Source organism: Devosia sp. 2618, assembly GCF_040546815.1.
Taxonomy (GTDB): Bacteria; Pseudomonadota; Alphaproteobacteria; order Rhizobiales; family Devosiaceae; genus Devosia.
Map to the genome: position 1 here is coordinate 2517402 of NZ_JBEPOO010000001.1, position 19118 is coordinate 2536519.

The 19118-nt window shown below is 61.3% G+C and carries 18 protein-coding genes and 2 riboswitches; of the genes, 14 read left to right on the forward strand and 4 right to left on the reverse strand.

Annotated elements, in window-relative coordinates; all coding sequences use genetic code 11:
- The first annotated feature begins 28 nt into the window (after nucleotides 1-28).
- Nucleotides 29-1162: a site-specific DNA-methyltransferase gene (locus ABIE28_RS12660; protein WP_354063442.1), complete on the forward strand. Its 1134-nt coding sequence runs from the start codon at nucleotides 29-31 to the stop codon at nucleotides 1160-1162.
- Nucleotides 1163-1803: 641 nt separating this feature from the next.
- Nucleotides 1804-2646: an NAD(P)H-binding protein gene (locus ABIE28_RS12665; protein WP_354063444.1), complete on the forward strand. Its 843-nt coding sequence runs from the start codon at nucleotides 1804-1806 to the stop codon at nucleotides 2644-2646.
- Nucleotides 2647-2846: 200 nt separating this feature from the next.
- On the opposite strand, the gene ABIE28_RS12670 is transcribed toward ABIE28_RS12665, so the two are convergent.
- The gene (locus tag ABIE28_RS12670) at nucleotides 2847-3899 is read right to left on the reverse strand and encodes an A/G-specific adenine glycosylase (RefSeq protein WP_354066449.1); all 1053 of its coding nucleotides are present in this window, start codon (nucleotides 3897-3899) and stop codon (nucleotides 2847-2849) included.
- A 182-nt stretch (nucleotides 3900-4081) separates the two neighbouring features.
- Here ABIE28_RS12670 and ABIE28_RS12675 point away from each other — a divergent pair, with 182 nt between their 5' ends.
- The 12 genes from ABIE28_RS12675 to gcvPB all read left to right on the forward strand — a co-directional run bounded on the left by ABIE28_RS12675 (nucleotide 4082) and on the right by gcvPB (nucleotide 16874).
- Entirely contained in the window at nucleotides 4082-4594 is a 513-nt protein-coding gene (locus ABIE28_RS12675) for a DUF721 domain-containing protein (protein ID WP_354063445.1), read from the forward strand.
- 119 nt (nucleotides 4595-4713) lie between these two features.
- Entirely contained in the window at nucleotides 4714-5502 is a 789-nt protein-coding gene (locus ABIE28_RS12680; protein ID WP_354063447.1) for a thioredoxin domain-containing protein, read from the forward strand.
- A gap of 36 nt (nucleotides 5503-5538) precedes the next feature.
- Nucleotides 5539-8994: a chromosome segregation protein SMC gene (gene smc, locus ABIE28_RS12685; protein WP_354063449.1), complete on the forward strand. Its 3456-nt coding sequence runs from the start codon at nucleotides 5539-5541 to the stop codon at nucleotides 8992-8994.
- 225 nt (nucleotides 8995-9219) lie between these two features.
- Entirely contained in the window at nucleotides 9220-9609 is a 390-nt protein-coding gene (locus ABIE28_RS12690; protein ID WP_354063451.1) for an AtpZ/AtpI family protein, read from the forward strand.
- 18 nt (nucleotides 9610-9627) lie between these two features.
- Nucleotides 9628-10404, forward strand: a complete 777-nt coding sequence (locus tag ABIE28_RS12695; protein WP_354063453.1) for a F0F1 ATP synthase subunit A — start codon at nucleotides 9628-9630, stop codon at nucleotides 10402-10404.
- Between the two features lie 64 nt (nucleotides 10405-10468).
- A complete protein-coding gene (locus ABIE28_RS12700) occupies nucleotides 10469-10696 on the forward strand; it encodes a F0F1 ATP synthase subunit C (protein WP_354063455.1) in 228 nt (75 codons plus the stop codon).
- A gap of 98 nt (nucleotides 10697-10794) precedes the next feature.
- Nucleotides 10795-11454, forward strand: coding sequence for a F0F1 ATP synthase subunit B (locus tag ABIE28_RS12705; RefSeq protein ID WP_502913435.1), 660 nt, complete (start codon nucleotides 10795-10797; stop codon nucleotides 11452-11454).
- 6 nt (nucleotides 11455-11460) lie between these two features.
- Nucleotides 11461-11946, forward strand: coding sequence for a F0F1 ATP synthase subunit B family protein (locus ABIE28_RS12710; protein WP_354063459.1), 486 nt, complete (start codon nucleotides 11461-11463; stop codon nucleotides 11944-11946).
- A 107-nt stretch (nucleotides 11947-12053) separates the two neighbouring features.
- Nucleotides 12054-12142, forward strand: a riboswitch (glycine riboswitch).
- Nucleotides 12143-12242, forward strand: a riboswitch (glycine riboswitch).
- 58 nt (nucleotides 12243-12300) lie between these two features.
- On the forward strand, nucleotides 12301-13467 hold the full coding sequence (gene gcvT / locus ABIE28_RS12715; RefSeq protein ID WP_354063461.1) for a glycine cleavage system aminomethyltransferase GcvT: 1167 nt from the start codon (nucleotides 12301-12303) through the stop codon (nucleotides 13465-13467).
- A 10-nt stretch (nucleotides 13468-13477) separates the two neighbouring features.
- Entirely contained in the window at nucleotides 13478-13843 is a 366-nt protein-coding gene (gene gcvH, locus ABIE28_RS12720; protein WP_354063463.1) for a glycine cleavage system protein GcvH, read from the forward strand.
- A gap of 143 nt (nucleotides 13844-13986) precedes the next feature.
- On the forward strand, nucleotides 13987-15330 hold the full coding sequence (gcvPA, locus tag ABIE28_RS12725) for an aminomethyl-transferring glycine dehydrogenase subunit GcvPA (RefSeq protein WP_354063465.1): 1344 nt from the start codon (nucleotides 13987-13989) through the stop codon (nucleotides 15328-15330).
- Complete coding sequence (gene gcvPB / locus ABIE28_RS12730; protein WP_354063467.1) at nucleotides 15327-16874, forward strand: aminomethyl-transferring glycine dehydrogenase subunit GcvPB; 1548 nt, start codon at nucleotides 15327-15329, stop codon at nucleotides 16872-16874. The genes gcvPA and gcvPB overlap by 4 nt, the downstream gene beginning before the upstream one ends.
- A gap of 174 nt (nucleotides 16875-17048) precedes the next feature.
- On the opposite strand, the gene ABIE28_RS12735 is transcribed toward gcvPB, so the two are convergent.
- From ABIE28_RS12735 to ABIE28_RS12745, 3 genes are all read right to left on the reverse strand, one after another.
- Complete coding sequence (locus ABIE28_RS12735; protein ID WP_354063469.1) at nucleotides 17049-17636, reverse strand: hypothetical protein; 588 nt, start codon at nucleotides 17634-17636, stop codon at nucleotides 17049-17051.
- 23 nt (nucleotides 17637-17659) lie between these two features.
- On the reverse strand, nucleotides 17660-18154 hold the full coding sequence (locus tag ABIE28_RS12740) for a peroxiredoxin (RefSeq protein ID WP_354063471.1): 495 nt from the start codon (nucleotides 18152-18154) through the stop codon (nucleotides 17660-17662).
- 120 nt (nucleotides 18155-18274) lie between these two features.
- The gene (locus ABIE28_RS12745) at nucleotides 18275-19075 is read right to left on the reverse strand and encodes a protein-disulfide reductase DsbD domain-containing protein (RefSeq protein WP_354063473.1); all 801 of its coding nucleotides are present in this window, start codon (nucleotides 19073-19075) and stop codon (nucleotides 18275-18277) included.
- Nucleotides 19076-19118: the final 43 nt, after the last annotated feature.

Consider the following 19118-nt stretch of genomic DNA (forward strand, 5'->3'; position numbering starts at 1 on the left):
TTGTTAGTACTGCGTTAGGGTTAAGTGTATGTTGCGTACCGCGCGTACGGCTCCAGAAGCCGCTGCGGAGGAGACCCAGCGTCTCCCGATCGATACCATTCTTGTGGGTGACTGCATCGACCACATGAACGCCTTGCCAGCTGGCTCGGTTGATCTGATTTTCGCTGATCCCCCATATAACCTGCAGCTGGAACAGAGCCTCACCCGCCCTGACCAGAGCAAGGTTGATGCGGTGGATGACGAATGGGACAAGTTCGAGAGCTTTGCCCATTACGACACTTTTACCCGGGCGTGGCTGAAGGCCGCGCGGCGGGTGCTCAAGCCGGATGGGGCCTTGTGGGTCATCGGCAGCTATCACAATATTTTCCGCGTCGGGACGGCGCTCCAGGACCTCGACTTCTGGATGCTCAACGACGTGATCTGGCGCAAGGCCAACCCAATGCCGAACTTCCGCGGCACGCGGTTTACCAATGCCCATGAAACCCTGATCTGGGCTGCGCGCAGCCAAAAGAGCAAGGTGACGTTCAACTACGAAGCCTTGAAGCTGGCGAACGACGACACGCAGATGCGCAGTGATTGGCTGTTCCCCATCTGCACCGGCGCCGAGCGGCTCAAGGACGAGGACGACGAAAAGGTCCATCCGACCCAGAAGCCGGAGGCCTTGCTGTTCCGTATTCTGAACGCCACGACCAAGCCAGGCGACATCGTGCTCGACCCGTTCTTTGGCACGGGAACGACGGGCGCCGTTGCGCGGAAGCTTGGCCGGCACTTCATCGGCATCGAGCGCGAAGAGAGCTATATCAATGCCGCTCTCAAGCGCATCGCCACGATCCGGCCCGGCGTGTTCGAGGCGCTGCAATCGGTGACGCCCAAGCGCAAGGAAGCACGCATTCCCTTCGGCTCGCTGCTGGAGCAGGGATTAATTGAACCGGGCGCGCAACTCTTCGACTTGTCGCGACGTTATTACGCCATGGTTCGTGCAGACGGGTCGCTCGTCTCGGGATCCCATCAGGGTTCCATCCACAAGGTGGGTGCCTTGGTTCAGGGTGCTGAGTCATGCAACGGGTGGACTTTCTGGCACCACGAACAGAACGGGCGCATCGACCCGATCGACGATCTTCGCACGGACATTCGTGCAAAACTTGATTTGCTTTCTGCCTGATCCTGACCTCCAATCATCAGGCTCTTGAACTGGCCGCCGGTTTGCCCCGGCGGCCTCTTTGTTTTTGCAGTTGCCGGTTTTGGGGCAGCAAAAAATGCCGCCCGGCCTTTTGGCGTCGCGGTTTCACTGTAACGGGCGGCCGTTGGACCTGAAAAGTCAGTAGAGTGGCCCAAGGGCCGCCCGTCACGATCCGCTCTTTGGGCGAGGTCCGGTTCAGGCGGTACCATTCTTGCAGGTCCGGCTGCCGAGTTTCCAACCCCACTGGAGAAGCGCCCCTCTCCCACGGTCACCCCGCCCGACTTTGCGTGAAGCCGGTGACTGGCGGGAATAGGCACATTGTGCGGCAGGTTTGCGAGGCGGGGATAAGTTTATGGAGGGGCACTGTGAGCTTGGCGGGGGAGGGACAGGGCCGATGGCAGCTCCCGCTCCCATTTCGGACATAGCCGGTGAAGATCGATAGTCCCAACAGCAGACATGAGGAGGCGCAACCCGGTCAACTGGTCAGGTGATCTTGACCTGCGGCGAAGGCTGTTCGATAAGACCACTGTGACAAGAGTTTTCTTCTGACTGATCGCTGACAGTGAAGCCACCGCGTTGCGGGGTGTGCACTGTCGTATCCATATCGTCAGAAGAGTTTTCAAATGACATCAATTGCTATTTCCGGCGCTAGCGGAAAGCTGGGCCGCATGGTGCTCCAGTCGCTGCGCTCAATCACCAAACAGCCGCTCGTCTTGCTTAGTCGGACGCCCGACGCACTTGCAGGAATGTACAGCGACCTGGAGCCGCGGTTCGCAGATTTCGACCAGATCGAGAGCCTTCAACAGGCCATGACTGGGGTGGACCGGCTTATCCTCATCAGCACCAACGCTTTAAGTCCAGATGGCATACGTATCCGCCAACATCGAGCTGCAATAGACGCAGCAATTGGCGCGGGCGTCAGTCACATCGTCTATACGTCGTTTTTGAATGCAGACAGCAGCCCGCTTTCGCTGATGACTGCCGATCACGCCACGACCGAGGCAATTCTCAAAGAGAGCAGCATTGGCTACTCGATATTGCGAAACGCCTTCTATGACGATTTGGCACGGCAATTTCTTGAACGTGCTGACGATGACGGTTGCTTCGTCCACGCGGCGGGCGCAGGCGGTGTAGCCTATGTGACGCGTGAACAATGTGCAGACGCAGCAGCATTCGCCGTTTCCGATGGATTTTCGGGTAGGCGTACTCTCGACATCACTGGACCCAAAGCCATCACGATGCCGGAGTTGGCGGAGTTGGCCCGCACTAGTCGGGGCCGCTCATACTCCCCCGTTGAAGTCTCAAAAGAAGCACTTGTGGAGCGCATGGTAGCTGCATCGGTCCCGCCAGAGAGTGCCGCAATGCTTGCCTGGATAGACGACGGTTTAGCGAGAGGCGCAGGTGGACCGGCGTCTCAGGATTTTGAGAGACTTACTGGCCGCGAACCACCAGTCCTAGCGCTTTGAGCATTTGGGCCGGCCTTCATCAGGTTGGCCCTTTTTGATGATCGCGCACCGCGCCAACCTGCTTATTCGCGACACTCAAAAGGCTGCTATTTGCTTGCAGCTACCCGAAACCCGCCAGTCCGCTAGCCACCCCATTCTTGCCCGCAACCGCAGTGAAACAAGGGCTTGCACCCCACGGAGCCCAATGGCGTTGGGTGAATTTAGTCGAAACCTGCTTGCGCCAGCACCTTTTTGAATAATGTGGGTAGCGCTTCGCCTTTGAGAGCAGTTCGTTCGGACCACCAACCGCCGTCGAGGGTTTCGGGGGGGACGGTTGCGGACCACACTTCCAGTTCCAGGCGGAAATGGGTGAAGATGTGGACGATCTGGCCGCGATGGCGCCATTCGCTTTGGATTGGGTAGTTGGGTTCGGCGAGGTCGGTACCCCAGTCTGACCCGGGCACTTCGGTCATGCCGCCGAGCAGGCCCTTGGCGGGACGGCTTTGCAGATACACATCGCCGGCCGCGTCGGTCATGACATAGGCGTGGCCCTTGCGGACGGGACGGTCGGCTTTGCTAGGCTTGATTGGATAGATGGTTGGATCTGCGGATTTCGTCGCGGCGCAACCGGGCTGGATCGGGCACAGCATGCAGACGGCGGTGCGGGGTGCGCAGATGGTGGCGCCCAGATCCATCATGGCTTGAGCGTAGTCGCCGGCCCGCGCGGGCACCGAGGCTTGGAGGGCGGCGCGGAGTTCGTCCTTGGCATCGCGGACCGGGACGGGCAGCGCGTAATAGCGGGCGAGGACGCGGTCGAGATTGCCATCGAGCACGGCCACGCGCTCGTCAAAACAGATCGCCGCAATGGCGGCGCTGGTATAGGCGCCGATGCCCGGCAGGGTTTGGAGGCCAACCGATGTGTCCGGAAAAACGCCGCCATGGTCGCGCACCACCGCTTCGGCGCAGGCGTGCAGATTTCGGGCGCGGGCGTAATAGCCGAGGCCAGCCCATTCCTTGAGGACGCTATCAAGCGGCGCGGCCGCTAGGTCCTGCACGGTGGGCCACAGACTGGTGAAACGGATGAAGTAATTTTTGACGGCCGTCACCGTGGTTTGCTGCAGCATCACCTCGCTGAGCCAGACGCGATAGGGATCGGGCTTGTGCCCGGCAGCGCGGTCCGCGGGCGAGACGCGCCATGGCAAATCGCGGGCGTGGCGATCATACCAGGCGAGAACGGCCGGGGCATCGATGGGGGCGGAATTGGCGAGCTGCATTGCCATCGGATACCTCTGGCGGGTGGCAGGCCACAAGGGGGCCGCATTCACTTCATCCTACGGATGTGGCGTTTCGCTGGATCATCGTGCCGAGACATACTCATGCCCCTCACCGACGAGGGTAGCGGGAACAAGACCCGATCCCTCTTGTTGATGCGCGGTACTGGGGGTACTTCAGCACTATGGCCAAGGATGATCTGCCCGTACCGAAACGTCGCAATCGCACGATGAACATCGCCGATGTGCTTTCGGGCGCGCTTGATCCGGTACTCAAAAAGCGTGGCTTTGCCAGCCGAGATATCATCGCGCATTGGTCGGTGATGGCACCCAAGCCTTATGACGAGGTCGCCATTCCCGACAAACTGACCTGGCCGCGCGGCGAGAAAAGTGCTGAGGGCGCAACGCTGTTGCTGCGCTGCGTGCCAGGCCATGCACTGGCGATTGCCCATGAGGGGCCCAAAATCGCGGCGGCGATCAATCGCTATTTTGGTTTCGTGCTGGTGGGCACGGTGAAACTGTCGGCCGAAGCGTTCAGGCCCGGTTCAGCGCAAAAGGTCGAGAAAAACATTCAACCGAGCCAGAGCGTCATCGCAAAGGTCGGGGCCCAGGTGGCCGATATCGAGGACGATGTTCTGAGGGAAGCGTTGCGGACATTGGGTCACGCGCTGTCCAGCAGATCGGGGCGAGACGGGTGAGCGGCTTTCAATGTCCACTTAATGCAACCAGAGTGTTCACTGTAGGTTGATGAATGTGCCCACTTGCCCACACATTTGCCCCGTGTAGTGTCGCGCACAACAAAACAGGAGCGTTAGCCGTGAACTTTACCCGCCGTGACACCCTTATGCTGGCCGCAGCTGCATCGGCTTTGAGCCTATGCGGGGTAGCCACCGCCAGCGCTGCTGAAGGCGACATGATCGACATCGCCAAGCTGATGGCACCTGCCGGCGGCGTTGCGGACCATGTCAAGGGCAGCGAATCCGCTCCTGTTACGGTCATCGAATATGCTTCGCCGACCTGCCCGCACTGCGCGACCTTCTCCAACACCGTGCTGCCAGACTTCACCACCCGGTATATCGACACCGGCAAGGTCAAGCTCGTGCTGCGCCCATTCGTGCGCAACGTGCTCGACGCCGCCGTTTTCATGCTGGCGGAAGCGTCGGGCCCGACCAATTACCACAACGTGGTGGCCACCTATTTCAAGACCCAGAACACCTGGGCCGCTTCGGACACGCCACGCGATGCGATTCTGGAAATCGCCAAGCAGCTGGGCTTTACCCAGGAAACTTTCGACGCAGCATTGACGAATCAGGCGCTGTTCACCGGGATGGAAGCCTTGCGCGAGCAGGCGCTGAACGATTTCGGGCTGACGGGTACGCCGACATTCTATGTCAACGGCAAGACACTCACTGGTGACAAGACGCTCGAGCAGCTTGCAGCTGAAATCGATCCGCTTATCCCTGCCGATTTCGTGGCCACCGACGCCTCGGCCGCCGCTCCCGCAGCGGCCCCCGCTGCTCCAGCAGCAGAGCCAACCGCTGCCCCTGCTGCCGATGCAGCAACCCCAGCCGAGCCAACTGCAACGCCAGTTGCCCCTGCGCAGTAATTTCATAACTGGCAGCGCCGCTTCGGTGGCGCTGCCATGAAATTCTCCCGCCTCAAGCTGCACGGCTTCAAATCGTTTTCCGACGAAATGACGCTGGTGATGGAGCCAGGCCTGACGGGTATTGTCGGGCCAAACGGCTGCGGCAAATCCAATCTCGTTGAAGCCATGCGCTGGGTGATGGGCGAAAGCTCATACAAGGCGATGCGCGCGTCCGGCATGGACGACGTGATTTTTTCGGGCTCGGGCAACCGCCCTGCCCGCAATTCGGCCGAAGTCACCCTCGTTCTCGACAATTCCGATCGCACGGCACCTGCTGCGCTCAACAACGCCGATGTGCTCGAAGTCACCCGCCGCATCGAACGCGAGCAGGGCTCGGTTTATCGCGTCAATGGCAAGGAAGTGCGGGCGCGTGACGTTCAGCTGCTGTTCGCCGACGCATCGACCGGTGCGCACTCGCCTGCCATGGTGCGGCAGGGGCAGATCGGCGAGCTGATCGCCGCCAAGCCAACGGCGCGCCGGGCCTTACTTGAAGAAGCGGCGGGTATTTCGGGTCTGCATTCGCGTCGGCATGAGGCCGAACTGCGCTTGCGGGCCGCCGAGGCCAATCTTGAGCGCGTCGATGACATCATCGCGCAGGTGGACACACAGCTTGAAACGCTGAAGCGGCAGGCGCGGCTCGCGACGCGCTATCGTTCGCTCTCTGGCGACATCCGCCGGGCCGAAGCGACACTTTATCATATACGCTGGGTTGCAGCCCGCTTTGCCGAGAAGGAAACCGAGGCGCAGCAGGCAGCGCTGGTGCGCTCGTTGGCCGACGCAACACATCTCGAATTTGAAGCGCAGAAAAAACTCGAAGCAGCCGATGCATCGCTGCAGCCGCTGCGCGAGCGGGAGGCAATCACCGGCGCAGTGCTGCAGCGTTACACGATCCTCGCCGAGCAGCTCGCCGAAGAATCACGCCGTATGGGGCAGCGTCGGATCGAACTCGAAGATCGCATCCGCCAACTGACCGCCGACGGTGAGCGCGAGCGCGAACTCAGCGCCGAAAGCGAAGTGACGCTGGCGACCTATGCCGAGGAGCTGGAAATTCTGGCGGCGGAAGGCGAAGCGGCGCAGGCCGATTTTGACCGCGCCCGGCAAGACGCCGACAGCGCCCGCGCCGCCGTTACTCGCGCCGAGGCCGAAGCGCGCGTTGCTGCCGACGCCCTGTCGCAAATGCGGGCGCGGCGTAGTCAGGCCCAACGCAGCGCGCAGGAAGCAGCGCAGCGGATCGCCCGGCTCACCAGCGAAATTACCGAGGTCGAAACCGAGGCCCGCACGGTCAATGCCAGCCTTGATGCCGACGAAACCCTGAGCCTCAAGCGGGCCACACTGGAAGCAGCACAAGCTGCGACAGCCGAAGCCGAATATGCGGCTGTGCTCGCAGAAGAGGCGACGGCCGAGGCCCAGGTCAAGCTCGACGAGACGCGGCCACGGCTTGCCGAAATCGAAGCGGCGCTCAACCGGCTTGAGGCCGAAGCGGCAACGCTTGGCAAAATGCTCAATGTCGGCGCGAGCCTGTGGCCCGCCATTGTCGATGAACTCAAGGTTGCGCCCGGCTATGAAACGGCACTGGGTGCGGCGCTGGGCGATGATCTTGAAGCCAGCTCGGATGCCGGTGCGCCAATGCATTGGTCAGTTCCGGTCGATCACACCGATGACGCCGCCCTGCCCCAGGCCGCCGAACCACTATCGCGCTATGTGACTGGTAGTGCCTTGCTCAAGCGTCGTCTTGATCAGATCGGTCTGATCTCGGAAGCCGATGGCCCAGCGCTGATGCATGCGCTTAAGCCGGGTCAGCGTCTGGTCACCATGGAAGGCGCATTGTGGCGTTGGGACGGATTTATCGCCGCGGCCGATGCGCCGAGTGCGGCCGCGCAACGGCTTGCCCAACGCAACCGGTTGGCCGATCTCGACGAAGACATTGCCCGCGCCAAGGGCGAACGCAATGCGTTCAAGCGCGATGTCGATGCGCTGACCTCTGGTCTTGAAGCGACCCGCCAACAGGAGCGTCAGCAGCGCGAGGCCTGGCGTTTGGCGCAGCACGCGATTGGCGCGGCGCAGGCCGATGTCGATAAAGCCCAGCGCGCCATAGGCGATCTGGTGACGCGGCAGTCGGCTCTGGAAGAGGCGCGGACGCGGCTCGCCACCAGTCTGGCTGAAGCCGAAGCCATCCGCGAGGAGGCCGAACAGTCTCTTTATGATGCGGGAGATGAAGGCGAAGCGGCCGAGATTGCCGAAACGCACCAGATTTCGCTCGATGCCGCGCGCGAACGAGCCGACCAGTCGCGCCTGAAACTGGGCAGTTTTGAAACCTCCGCTCGCATGCGTGACAGTCGCATTGCCCAACTGGAGCGCGATAGCACCAGCTGGCAGCGTCGCCGCGAGGGTGCGTTGGCGCAGTTGGCAACGCTGGATCAGCGCAGCGCTGAAGTCGCGGCGCAGCTCGCCGCCGTCAACGTTTCCCCCGATGGCTTTGCCGATCGCCGGGCGCAGCTGGAAGACCAGATCGAAACGGCGACGGTCGAACACAAGGCCGCTGGCGATAGCCTCAATCTGGCCCAGACCGGGTATCGCGAAGCCGACCGGGCGCTCAAGACGGCCAGCGACCTGCTCGCCAATGCGCGGATTGAGCTGACGCGGATCGATGAACGCCTCAAGGGTTTTATTGCCCAGCGTCAGCAGATCGAACGACAGATCGAAGAAACGCTCGATATTCCGGCCAGCAAGACGCTCGAAGCCTCGGGCATCAAACCGGAAGACCCCTTGCCCGCCGAAAACGCGATCGAACAGAAGGTCGACCGTCTCAAGGCCGAGCGCGAGCGGCTGGGCGGCGTGAACCTGTCGGCGGAAAAGGAAGCGGTCGAGGTTCAGGAAAAGCTCGACCTGATGGTCAAGGACAAGGAAGACCTGATCGAGGCCATCGCCAAGCTGCGCACCGGCATTCAGTCGCTCAACCGCGAAGGCCGCGCCCGGCTCAACGAAGCCTTCGGCAAGGTCAATGCGCATTTCCAGGAACTGTTCACGACGCTATTCGGTGGCGGCACGGCCGAGCTGACCTTTGTTGAAAGCGATGATCCGCTGGAAGCCGGGCTTGAAATCATTGCGCGCCCGCCGGGCAAGAAGCCACAGACCATGACCTTGTTGTCGGGTGGCGAGCAGGCGTTGACGGCGATGAGCCTGATCTTTGCGGTGTTCCTGACCAACCCTGCCCCGATCTGCGTGCTGGACGAAGTGGACGCACCACTCGACGACGCCAATGTGGAGCGGTTCTGCAACCTGCTCGAATCCATGCGGCAGCGGACCAATACCCGTTTCATGGTGATTACCCACAATCCGATCACGATGAGCCGGGTCGACCGCCTGTTTGGCGTGACCATGGCCGAGCGCGGCGTCAGCCAACTGGTATCGGTGGACCTGACGACCGCCGAAAGCTTCCGCGAGGCGGGCTAGAAGCCCCTTCAAAGAGACAGAATCTCCCGCTGTCTGCCCTGACAATGCCACGATCGGCTGTGGACAGCATGACGCACCCCTGCGACAAGCTGAATATACTAATTAAAACAACGCCTTACCGCCGCCAAGCCTGTCTTGACACTCTCAGACCCCACCACTATGTTGCGCGCGACTTAAAAGGCGTCCCGGAATTTCCGGGGATGGGCCGGCCGAGGGAACCAGCGGATGTCAAAACCGCAAGACACCGACAGCCAGCCTGACAACGTCAAAGGGGTGACGCACGATCTTGCATCGCGCATCGCCTCGGCCAAAAGGGAACGCGAGATCGAGGACAATAGAGCCTCGAGAGACGCCTCCCCGGAGATGAGCGGACTGGGGCGCGGCATGCGCATCGGAACCGAATTCATCGCCGCGATCCTGGTGGGTGCCGTTATCGGCTATCTCATCGATCTGGGCCTGGGGACCAGCCCCTGGGGCTTGCTCATCATGTTATTGGTGGGCTTTGCCGCTGGAATACTCAATGTCACCCGTGTGGTGGCGCAGATGAATGCAGCATCGCCTCCCCCGCCGGGGTCCGATATGGGACCCGACGTGGAAGACGAAGATGACAAATGATGACGCTTAGAGGGCTCCATGGCCGGTACTGACCCGATCCACCAGTTTGTCATCTATGACATTGCGAAGCTATTCACCCTCGGCGGTGATGGCACAGAAGGTTCCGGTGTGACCTTCGCTTTCACCAATTCGGCGCTGTTCATGGTCGCGACCGTCGCGATCGTGTCCTTATATATGATCCTGGCAACAGGTTCTAAGAGCGTCGTTCCAGGACGTGCCCAGCTATTGGCGGAACTCATGTATGAGTTTGTGGCCAATATGGTGCGAAGTGCGACCGGCACGGCAGGTATGAAGTTCTTCCCGCTGGTGTTCTGCCTGTTCACCTTTATCTTTGTGGCAAACATGCTCGGCATGGTGCCCTACTTCTTCACCGTCACCAGCCACATCATCGTGACCTTCGCGCTGTCGATGCTGGTTTTCCTGACTGTCGTGATCTACGGCTTCGTCAAGAACGGTCCGAAGTTCCTCAAGCTGTTCGTCCCATCGGGCGTCCCAGGCTATATTCTTCCCATCGTGGCGCCAATCGAGTTCATCTCGTTCATGAGCCGCCCGATCTCGCTTTCCGTGCGTCTGTTCGGCAACGTGCTGGCTGGCCACATCACTCTGAAAGTCTTCACCGGCTTCATCGTCACCATGAGCAGCCTTGGTTTCCTTGGCATTCTTGGTTCGGCGCTGCCGTTGATCATGGGCGTCGCCATCACCGGACTGGAATTCCTGGTTGGTGCTGTTCAGGCCTACGTCTTTGCGGTTCTCACCTGCATGTACCTCAACGACGCGATCCACCCCTCTCACTAATCTACCAGTCACGGCGGGCTGTTCCGCCAGAACCCCGCTTAAAGTCGCTTGAAAGGACTATAAAATGGAAGCTGAAGCCGCAAAGTTCATCGGTGCCGGTATTGCTTGTTTCGGTATGGCCGGCGCCGCTATTGGCGTGGCCAACATCTTCGGTAGCTTCCTGTCGGGTGCCCTGCGCAACCCTTCGGCTGCTCCTAGCCAGTTTTCGAACCTGATCTTCGGCTTCGCCGTGACCGAAGCTCTGGGCATTTTCTCGTTCCTGGTTGCCCTGATCCTGCTGTTCGTCGCCTAATAACGGCGCCGACCCAGATCTTTCCGCAGCCGGGAGCTTCCCGGCTGCGTGCACTTCTCCGGCTTTCGGCCGGCTGACCGGATTTAACGGGACCTCACCTGATGGTAACGCAAGCTTTCGCCCAAGAGGCCGAAACGCCGACCGAGCAAAATCTCGACAACGCGATTGACGCCACTCATGGCGAGCCGGTTCCTGGCGCAACGGGTCACGTCGACCCAACCGCCGACACTCATGCAACCACCGTGGCACACGGTGACGATCATGGATCGGGCGTTTTCCCGCCATTTGATCCAGCGACCTTCCCAAGCCAGCTGCTGTGGCTCGCCATTACGTTTGGCGCGTTCTATCTGCTGATGAGCAAGGTTGCCCTGCCCCGCGTCACTGGCATTCTCGAGAACCGCAAGGGCCTGATCGATGCCGATCTGGCCGCTGCAGACGCATCCCGCCAGAAGACCGATGCCGCCATCGCTGCTTACGAAGCTGCACTGGCTGAGGCAAAGGCCAAGGCACAGGGCATTGCCAACGAAACCCGCGAGTCGATCCAGGCCGACCTTGCTGCCAAGCGCAGCGCAGTCGAAGCCGATCTGACCTCGAAGGTTACCGCTGCCGAGGCCCGCATTTCGGCAACCAAGACCGAAGCGCTGACGCATGTTGACGAGATTGCCTCGGAAACTGCCCAGACCGTTGTGACGCAGTTGATCGGCGATATTCCGTCGGACAACATCCGCGCCGCGGTCACCAAGGCCAGCAAGGAGTAAGCGACAATGGAATGGCTCGATAACAGCTTCTACGCCACCGTCGCCCTCGTCATCTTCATCGCGATGGCGCTGTATTTCGGCATCCCAAAGATCATCGCCAAGATGCTCGATGGGCAGATCGCAAAGATCGCCAACGACTTGGCTGAAGCCAAGAAGTTGCGCGAAGAGGCTGCCGCCCTGCTCGTTGAATATGAGCAGAAGCGCATTGCCGCCGAGAGCGAAGCCGAAGGCATCATCGCTGCTGCCAAGGAAGAGGCGACCCGCCTGACCGCCGAAGCCCAGGCTTCGCTGGCAGATCTGGTGAGCCGCCGCACCAAGGCTGTGGAAGACAAGATCGCCCAGGCAGAGGCTCAGGCCGTTGCCGAAGTGCGCGCTCGCTCTGCCGACGTCGCCATTGAAGCCGCTCGTCTGGTTCTGACCGACGAGATGGGCAAGAAGGGTGGCCAGGTTGTCGACAAGGCTATCGCCGATGTTGGCAATCGCCTGAACTAGGGTTCGGTGCAGATTTAAGAATTTGAGGCGGGCCGCAAGGTCCGCCTTTTTGTTTCTGGGTATCCCCCATTCCCGCGATTGACGCGTTCCGGATTCTCCACCATGGTGCGCTCACTGCGGGAGAGATTGGATTTTCTCCAGCGCCGAAGGAGCAACCGCCCCGGAAACTCTCAGGCAAAAGGACCGCAGCAAGCTACAACTCTGGAAAGCGGACCGGCACATTGCGCGGTCCCACCGAAGGAGCAACCGGCGCTCAGCCGGGAAATCTCTCAGGTGATCAGGACAGAGGGGGCACGGAATTCGCCGCAAGGCGAGTGTAGTCGTGTCGCCTTGTTCATTTTCCGGGAAGTGTTGATGGCCGAAACCACAGCCGAAGACCTCAAGACCACACCGCTCTTTGAGCGACACACCGCGGCCGGTGGCCGTATGGTGCCATTCGGCGGCTATAGCCTGCCGGTGCAATATCCCTGCGGCATCATGACCGAACACAAATGGACCCGCGAACAGGCGGGCCTGTTCGATGTCAGCCATATGGGTCCGAGCTTTCTGGTGCTCAACAATCCAAGCGGCAACGCTGACGCCGACCACGCTGCCATCTCGGCCATTATCGAGCCGCTGATCAGCGGCGATATCGCGGGACTCAAGCCCGGCCAGGTACGGTACACACTGTTGCTCAACGAGACGGGCGGCGTGATCGACGATCTGATGGTCGCGCGGTCGCCCAAAGACGCCGGGACGCTCTATGTGGTCGTCAATGCCGGAACCAAGGAAGGCGACTTTGCGCGCATCGCGTCTGCCGCTGGCGACAGGGCCACGTTGAAACGCGCCGATGATGGCGCTTTGCTCGCCCTACAGGGGCCGGAGGCGGTCGGCGTTCTCGCCAGCCTCATCCCTGGCGTTGTCGAGCTGGGCTTCATGCAGCACGGCTCTTACGAATTTGAGGGTGAGACTATTATCGTCGCCCGCGCAGGTTATACCGGTGAAGACGGGTTTGAGCTGCTGTGCCCTGCCCCATTCGCGACAAAACTGTGGGATGCGCTGCTCGCTGATCCACGGGTCAAGCCAATCGGCCTTGGCGCACGTGATAGCCTGCGCCTCGAAGCTGGCCTGCCGCTCTATGGCCATGACCTCGACGAAACCGTTTCTCCCATCGAAGCTGATCTTGGCTTTGCTGTTTCCAAGCGCCGCCGCGAGGCCGCTGACTTTCCCGGCGCCAGCCGCATTCTGGCCGAACGCGAGAACGGCCCGAGCCGCAAGCGCGTTGGGCTGATCGTTGAAGGCGCCCCGGCGCGCGAGGGGGCTGAAATCCTCGACGAAGCCGGTACTGTCGTCGGCGTCGTCACCAGCGGCGGCTTTGCGCCATCGCTGGGCAAGGCCATCGCCATGGGCTTTGTGCCGCCAAGCCTTGCTGTTGCTGGCACCAAACTTCAGGTGTCCGTGCGCGGACGCCAGCAATCGGCCGAGGTGGTTGCTACCCCCTTCGTGCCCCATCGTTATTTCCGCAAAGCCACATCCAGTTGAGGGATCTGCCATGACCACCAAGTTCACCCCTGACCACGAATATATCCGCGTCGAAGGCACCACCGGCATTGTGGGCATCACGCCCTATGCTCAGGAAGCGCTCGGCGACATCGTTTTTGTCGAGCTACCCGCCGTCGGCAAGGTGCTCAAGAAAGGTACCGAGGCTGCCGTGGTCGAGTCGGTCAAAGCCGCTTCGGAAATCTACGCGCCCGTCGCCGGCACCGTGACCGAAGTCAATGAAGCGCTCACCGGCGAACCAGGCCTGATCAACTCCGACCCTGAAGCGGCTGGCTGGATCTACAAAATCGCCATCGCCGACGCCGCTGAACTCGATGGCCTGCTCGATGACGCTGGCTATGCAGATTTGACCAAGTAAGAAGCCCCCCTCCCTTCCCTCCCATCAAGGGGGAGGGTGAACCCGGTGTTGCTGGCAAGATCACGCCACATTCACTGCACTCACCCTCCCCCTTGAGGGGAGGGCCAGGGAGGGGGCTCCCGCCGCAAACTGGAACCTCCTAAATGCGCTACCTCCCCCATTCCGAAGCCGAACGCGCCGAAATGCTTGGCGTTATCGGCGCGGCCAATGTCGATGCCCTGTTCAGCGCCGTGCCCGCCAAGGCGCTCAAGAGCTTCGATCTCGGCCTGCCCGCCCATAGCCCCGAATTTCTGGTCGAAGCGCATATGAAGGCGCTCGCGGCCAAGAACCATGCGGGCTCCGATGGTCCATTCTTTGTCGGTGCGGGCGCCTATCGCCACCACGTTCCGGCGACTGTGGATCACCTGATCCAGCGCTCGGAATGGCTGACCGCCTACACGCCCTATCAGCCGGAAATCTCGCAGGGCACCCTGCAGATGCTGTTCGAATTCCAGACCCAGGTCGCCAAACTGACCGGCATGGATGTGGCGAACGCCTCGCTTTATGACGGCTCCACCGGCACCGCAGAAGCCGTGCTGATGGCACGCCGCCTGACCCGCCGCAACAAGGTGGTGCTCTCGGGTGGTCTGCACCCGCATTATCGCGATGTGGTGCGTGCCTATCTCAAGGACGACGCTGATCTCGATTGCCTCTCGGCCTCGCCGGAAGGCCAGGGCGACATTCTCGACCATATCGACGAGAACACCGCCGCGATCGTGGTGCAGACACCGGACTTCTACGGCCACTTGCGCAACATCAAGGCCGCTGCTGACGCTGCCCATGCCAAGGGCGCGCTGCTGATCGTGGTGATCACCGAGGTCGTCTCGCTCGGCCTGCTCGAAGCCCCCGGCGCGCTTGGCGCCGATATCGTGGTGGCCGAAGGCCAGTCGATCGGCAACGCGCTCAACTTTGGTGGCCCCTATCTTGGCCTGATGGCGACCCGCAAGGAATTCATCCGCCAGATGCCCGGCCGTCTGTGTGGCGAAACCGTCGACGCCGAAGGTCAGCGCGGCTTCGTGCTCACCCTTTCGACGCGCGAGCAGCATATCCGCCGCGAGAAGGCGACCTCGAACATTTGCACCAATTCGGGGCTGTGTGCGTTGGCGTTCTCGATCCACATGGCGCTGCTGGGCGAAGCCGGGTTTACCCGCCTTGCCCGCCTCAACCATGCTCGTGCGTGTGAACTGGCCGATGCGCTTGCAGGCGTTGAGGGCGTCGAAGTGCTCAACAAGACGTTCTTTAACGAGCTGACCATCCGCACGGCGCAGCCGGCCGCCGATCTGGTCGAACGCCTGGCCAAACGCGGCATTCTCGCCGGCGTGCCGGTCAGCCGCCTGGAGCCGAGCAATCCGGAGGTCACCAACCTCATCGTTTTGGCAGCAACCGAACTCACCACCGACACCGATATCGCCGCGCTGTGCTCGGCTCTTTCGGAGGAACTCGCATGAGCATGAACAATCAGGGCCGCCCCACCGGCGTGGGCACTTCGGGCTTTGCCTCGACCTCGGGTTCGGCACTTCTCCCCAATGAACCACTGCTGTTTGAAATCGGCGATACCGAGCATTCGGGCGTCGATCTGCCAGACGCCATCATCACCAATGACCGCCTTGGCGGTTTCGAGCGCAAGAGCCCACTCGATCTGGCTGGCCTGACCGAACCGGAAGCGATGCGCCACTATGTGCGCCTGTCGCGCCTTAACCACTCGATCGATAGCGGCATGTATCCGCTCGGCTCGTGCACGATGAAGCACAATCCGCGTCTCAACGAAAAAATGGCCCGCCTGCCCGGCTTTTCGGATATTCACCCGCTGCAGCCGGTTTCGACCGTGCAGGGTGCGCTTGAGTTGATGAACGAGCTGTCGCACTGGCTGATGACCCTCACCAACACCGCTGCCGTGGCGCTGACGCCCAAGGCCGGCGCGCATGGTGAGCTGCTGGGCATGATGGCGATCAAGGCCGCACAGGACGCTGCTGGCCAGAGCCACCGGACCGTGGTGCTGGTGCCCGAAAGCGCCCACGGCACCAATCCGGCAACGGCTGCCTTCCTCGGCTACACCGTCAAGCCAATCCCCGCTCGCGCCGATGGCACTGTTGACGTGCAAGCCGTCAAGGATGCGTTGTCACCAGAAGTGGCCGCGATCATGCTGACCAACCCGAACACCTGTGGCCTGTTCGAGCCACAGGTCATCGAGATCGCCAAGGCAATCCATGATGCCGGGGCGTTCTTTTACTGTGACGGCGCCAATTTCAACGCGATCATGGGTGTGGTTCGTCCAGGCGATCTTGGCATCGACGCCATGCATATCAACCTGCACAAGACCTTCTCGACGCCGCATGGCGGCGGCGGTCCAGGTGCTGGTCCGGTCGTGCTGTCCGAGGCTCTGGCCCCGTTCGCGCCGGTCCCGTTCGTCCGCAAGGGCAGTGACGGACTTGAGCTGGTCGAGCACGAAGAAGGCACGGCGCTTGGCCGCATCACGGCCTTCCAGGGCCAGATGGGCATGTATGTCCGTGCCCTCACCTATATGCTCAGCCATGGTGGCGATGGCCTCGCGCAAGCCGCGCAGGACGCAGTGCTGAACGCCAATTACATCAAAGCCCGCCTTGCGCACGCCTTCTCGGTGCCGTTTGGCGATTACCCAACCATGCACGAGGCGCTGTTTGACGATACGTTCCTTGCCGGCACGGGAGTGACCACGCTCGATTTCGCCAAGGCCTTGATCGACGAAGGCTTCCACCCCATGACCATGTACTTCCCGCTGGTGGTGCATGGCGCGATGCTGATCGAGCCGACTGAGAGCGAAAGCAAGCAGACACTCGACCGTTTCTGCGAGGTGATGGAAGAGCTGGCTGCCGATGCGAAGGCCGGCAACAAGGAGCGTTTCACCTCTGCGCCGCTCAAGGCACCGCGTCGCCGCCTGGACGAAACCCGCGCTGCGCGCTCGCCAATTCTCAAGTGGGAACGGCCTGCTGACCTACCTCAGGCAGCAGAATAGTAGATCACCCCGGCATACTGTTAGTCCCCGCGAATGCAATTCGCGGGGACTAAGAAGGCAACTGGCTTGGTTGCTGCCGCTGACTCAGATCAGACATATGCGCGATAACGTAGAAGCGAAAAAAGCCCGCGGAACTATCCGCGGGCTTTTTGTTCTACCTCACACTGCGTCTTATCATCCGCGCGTGTCGAAGCCGACCCAGATGGTGATTTCTTCGCCGCCGAGATAGGGCACGGCGACATTTTCGATCACCTTGACGAACTCGGCCGAACGGGCTGGAGCGGTGACGGCGACCGGCAGCGTGTACTTTTCCGAATAGATTGCCTGGCCGTCGCGTTCCACTGCAAAACGCAGTGGGGCGTTGACGCTGGTCTGGTTGCCGGCGGGACCAAGCAGCACGCGGCCGACCACGCCCATATTGATGGTGATCAGGCCATTTGACACGACGCAATTGCGCGACGTCTCGTCGATGACGCCCTGATACTGCAGCGCACGCGCATCGCCGGTGCGGCCACTTCCATAATAGAACATCGCCTCGCCGCCGGGGCGAACCCGGATTGGCGGGCACTGTGTGGCAATCGCGGGCAGAGCATTGGTCTGCGCCTGCGCGACAGCAGCTGGCGTAGCAGTCGCGTTCTGCAACTGCTGGGTCTGCGCGGCATTGCCGCCGCCCATCAGGCCGCCCATGGAGCAGGCAGCAAGCAGGGTTGCGAGGGCACCGGCAGCTGAAACGCGCAGCATCAGGGTAGTGGGCAGGTTCATGACGCGATCTCCTGACGCAAACTCTAGTTTTGGGCGGCTTCGAGAGCCATCAGAATGGCTGGTGCGCCGCTGGTTGTCACGCCCGGAGCATCTTCCACAAATACGGCATCGACAATGCCATCGCGGATCAGCAGAGCAGAGCGCGCAAAACGCGTGCCCATGCCGGCGCCAGAATAATCCTTGTCGAGGCCGAGGGCCTTTGCCAGTGCGCCATTGCCGTCGGCGATAAAATCGATCTTGCCCAGCGCGCCAGAGGCTTCGGCCCAAGCCTTCATGACGTGGGCATCGTTGACGGACGCGCAGACAATGCGGTCGACGCCAGCGGCCTTTAGCTTGACCTGATTGGCAACAAAGCCGGGCAGATGATTGACGTGGCAAGTTGGGGTGAAAGCGCCGGGAACGGCGAAGAACACAACCAGACCTGTGCCGAGCACGGCATCGCTGGTGATATCGGTGGCGCCATCGACGCCCACAAGTTTCACCGGTACGGACGGGACCGGATTGCCGCGATCGATCATCGTGTGATTATGCCCCACCAATAGGCTACCTGGCGGCAGCTCTTTTCAACCTTAGACATCCGGGATAAGCGGCTTTGGCGCAGCCGACAAGGCTAAATGCCCCCAATCCCCGTCTAGTCTTTACTGCGCGATCTGGCGCTCAACCTCGAAAGCTCCCAAATCGGTCTTGAAGGTGAGTTGAACGCTCTCGCCTTTAAGGCCGGCATGGTCGCCTTTGCCCATGATGGGTATGAGCACTAGGTTTGGTTCCGGGCTTTTTTGCGGCGCACCGAAGACAGGATCGCCTGAAGTCGTCGCGGCGATCAGCGAGGCCGGGTCGACATTAGGGTTGGTGAGTTCGACGGCGAGCATCTTGTCGGCGAGGCGAAGTTCGACTGTACCGAACGGGTCGACATCACCGGTCCACTCAATGGGCGCCATGGCGGCGGCCTGACGGATGCGCAGACCATTGGCGCGGTCTGGCGAGAGGTCGCTAAGCGACAACGAGAATTTGGCCTGAGCGGGCACGCAGACGTCAGAGCACACGCCGAGCAGCGCTTCGACCTCGGCCACTGGCGAAGTGCCATCGACGGTGATTTCCACCGGCAAAACAGTGGGGCCGAAGTAGACGTAGTCGAGATAGTCGGGTGTCTGCTGACGCTTGGGATAGGGCCAGATCACCTTGTGACCCACTACACCATGCTCAGGCGAAAAGCTGAGTTCTGTCGGCAGGCCGGTGTCGCCGGGAACGCGCCAATAGGTCTTGGTGTTCTCTGGCATGTCGATCTCGACGCCAACCAGCGTCGTGCCATCGGGCTTGATCTGGCCGGTGCTGATCAGGCGCAGTTTGACGCCGGGAGCGACCTCCTGCCACGCGGTTTCGCCGGCATGAACCGGCAGAGCGATCAGGGCAATGGTGAAGGCGATGGACGACAAGTGCATGGGAAGGCATTAGCGCAGGAACGCGTTTAGAAAAAGCTGACGC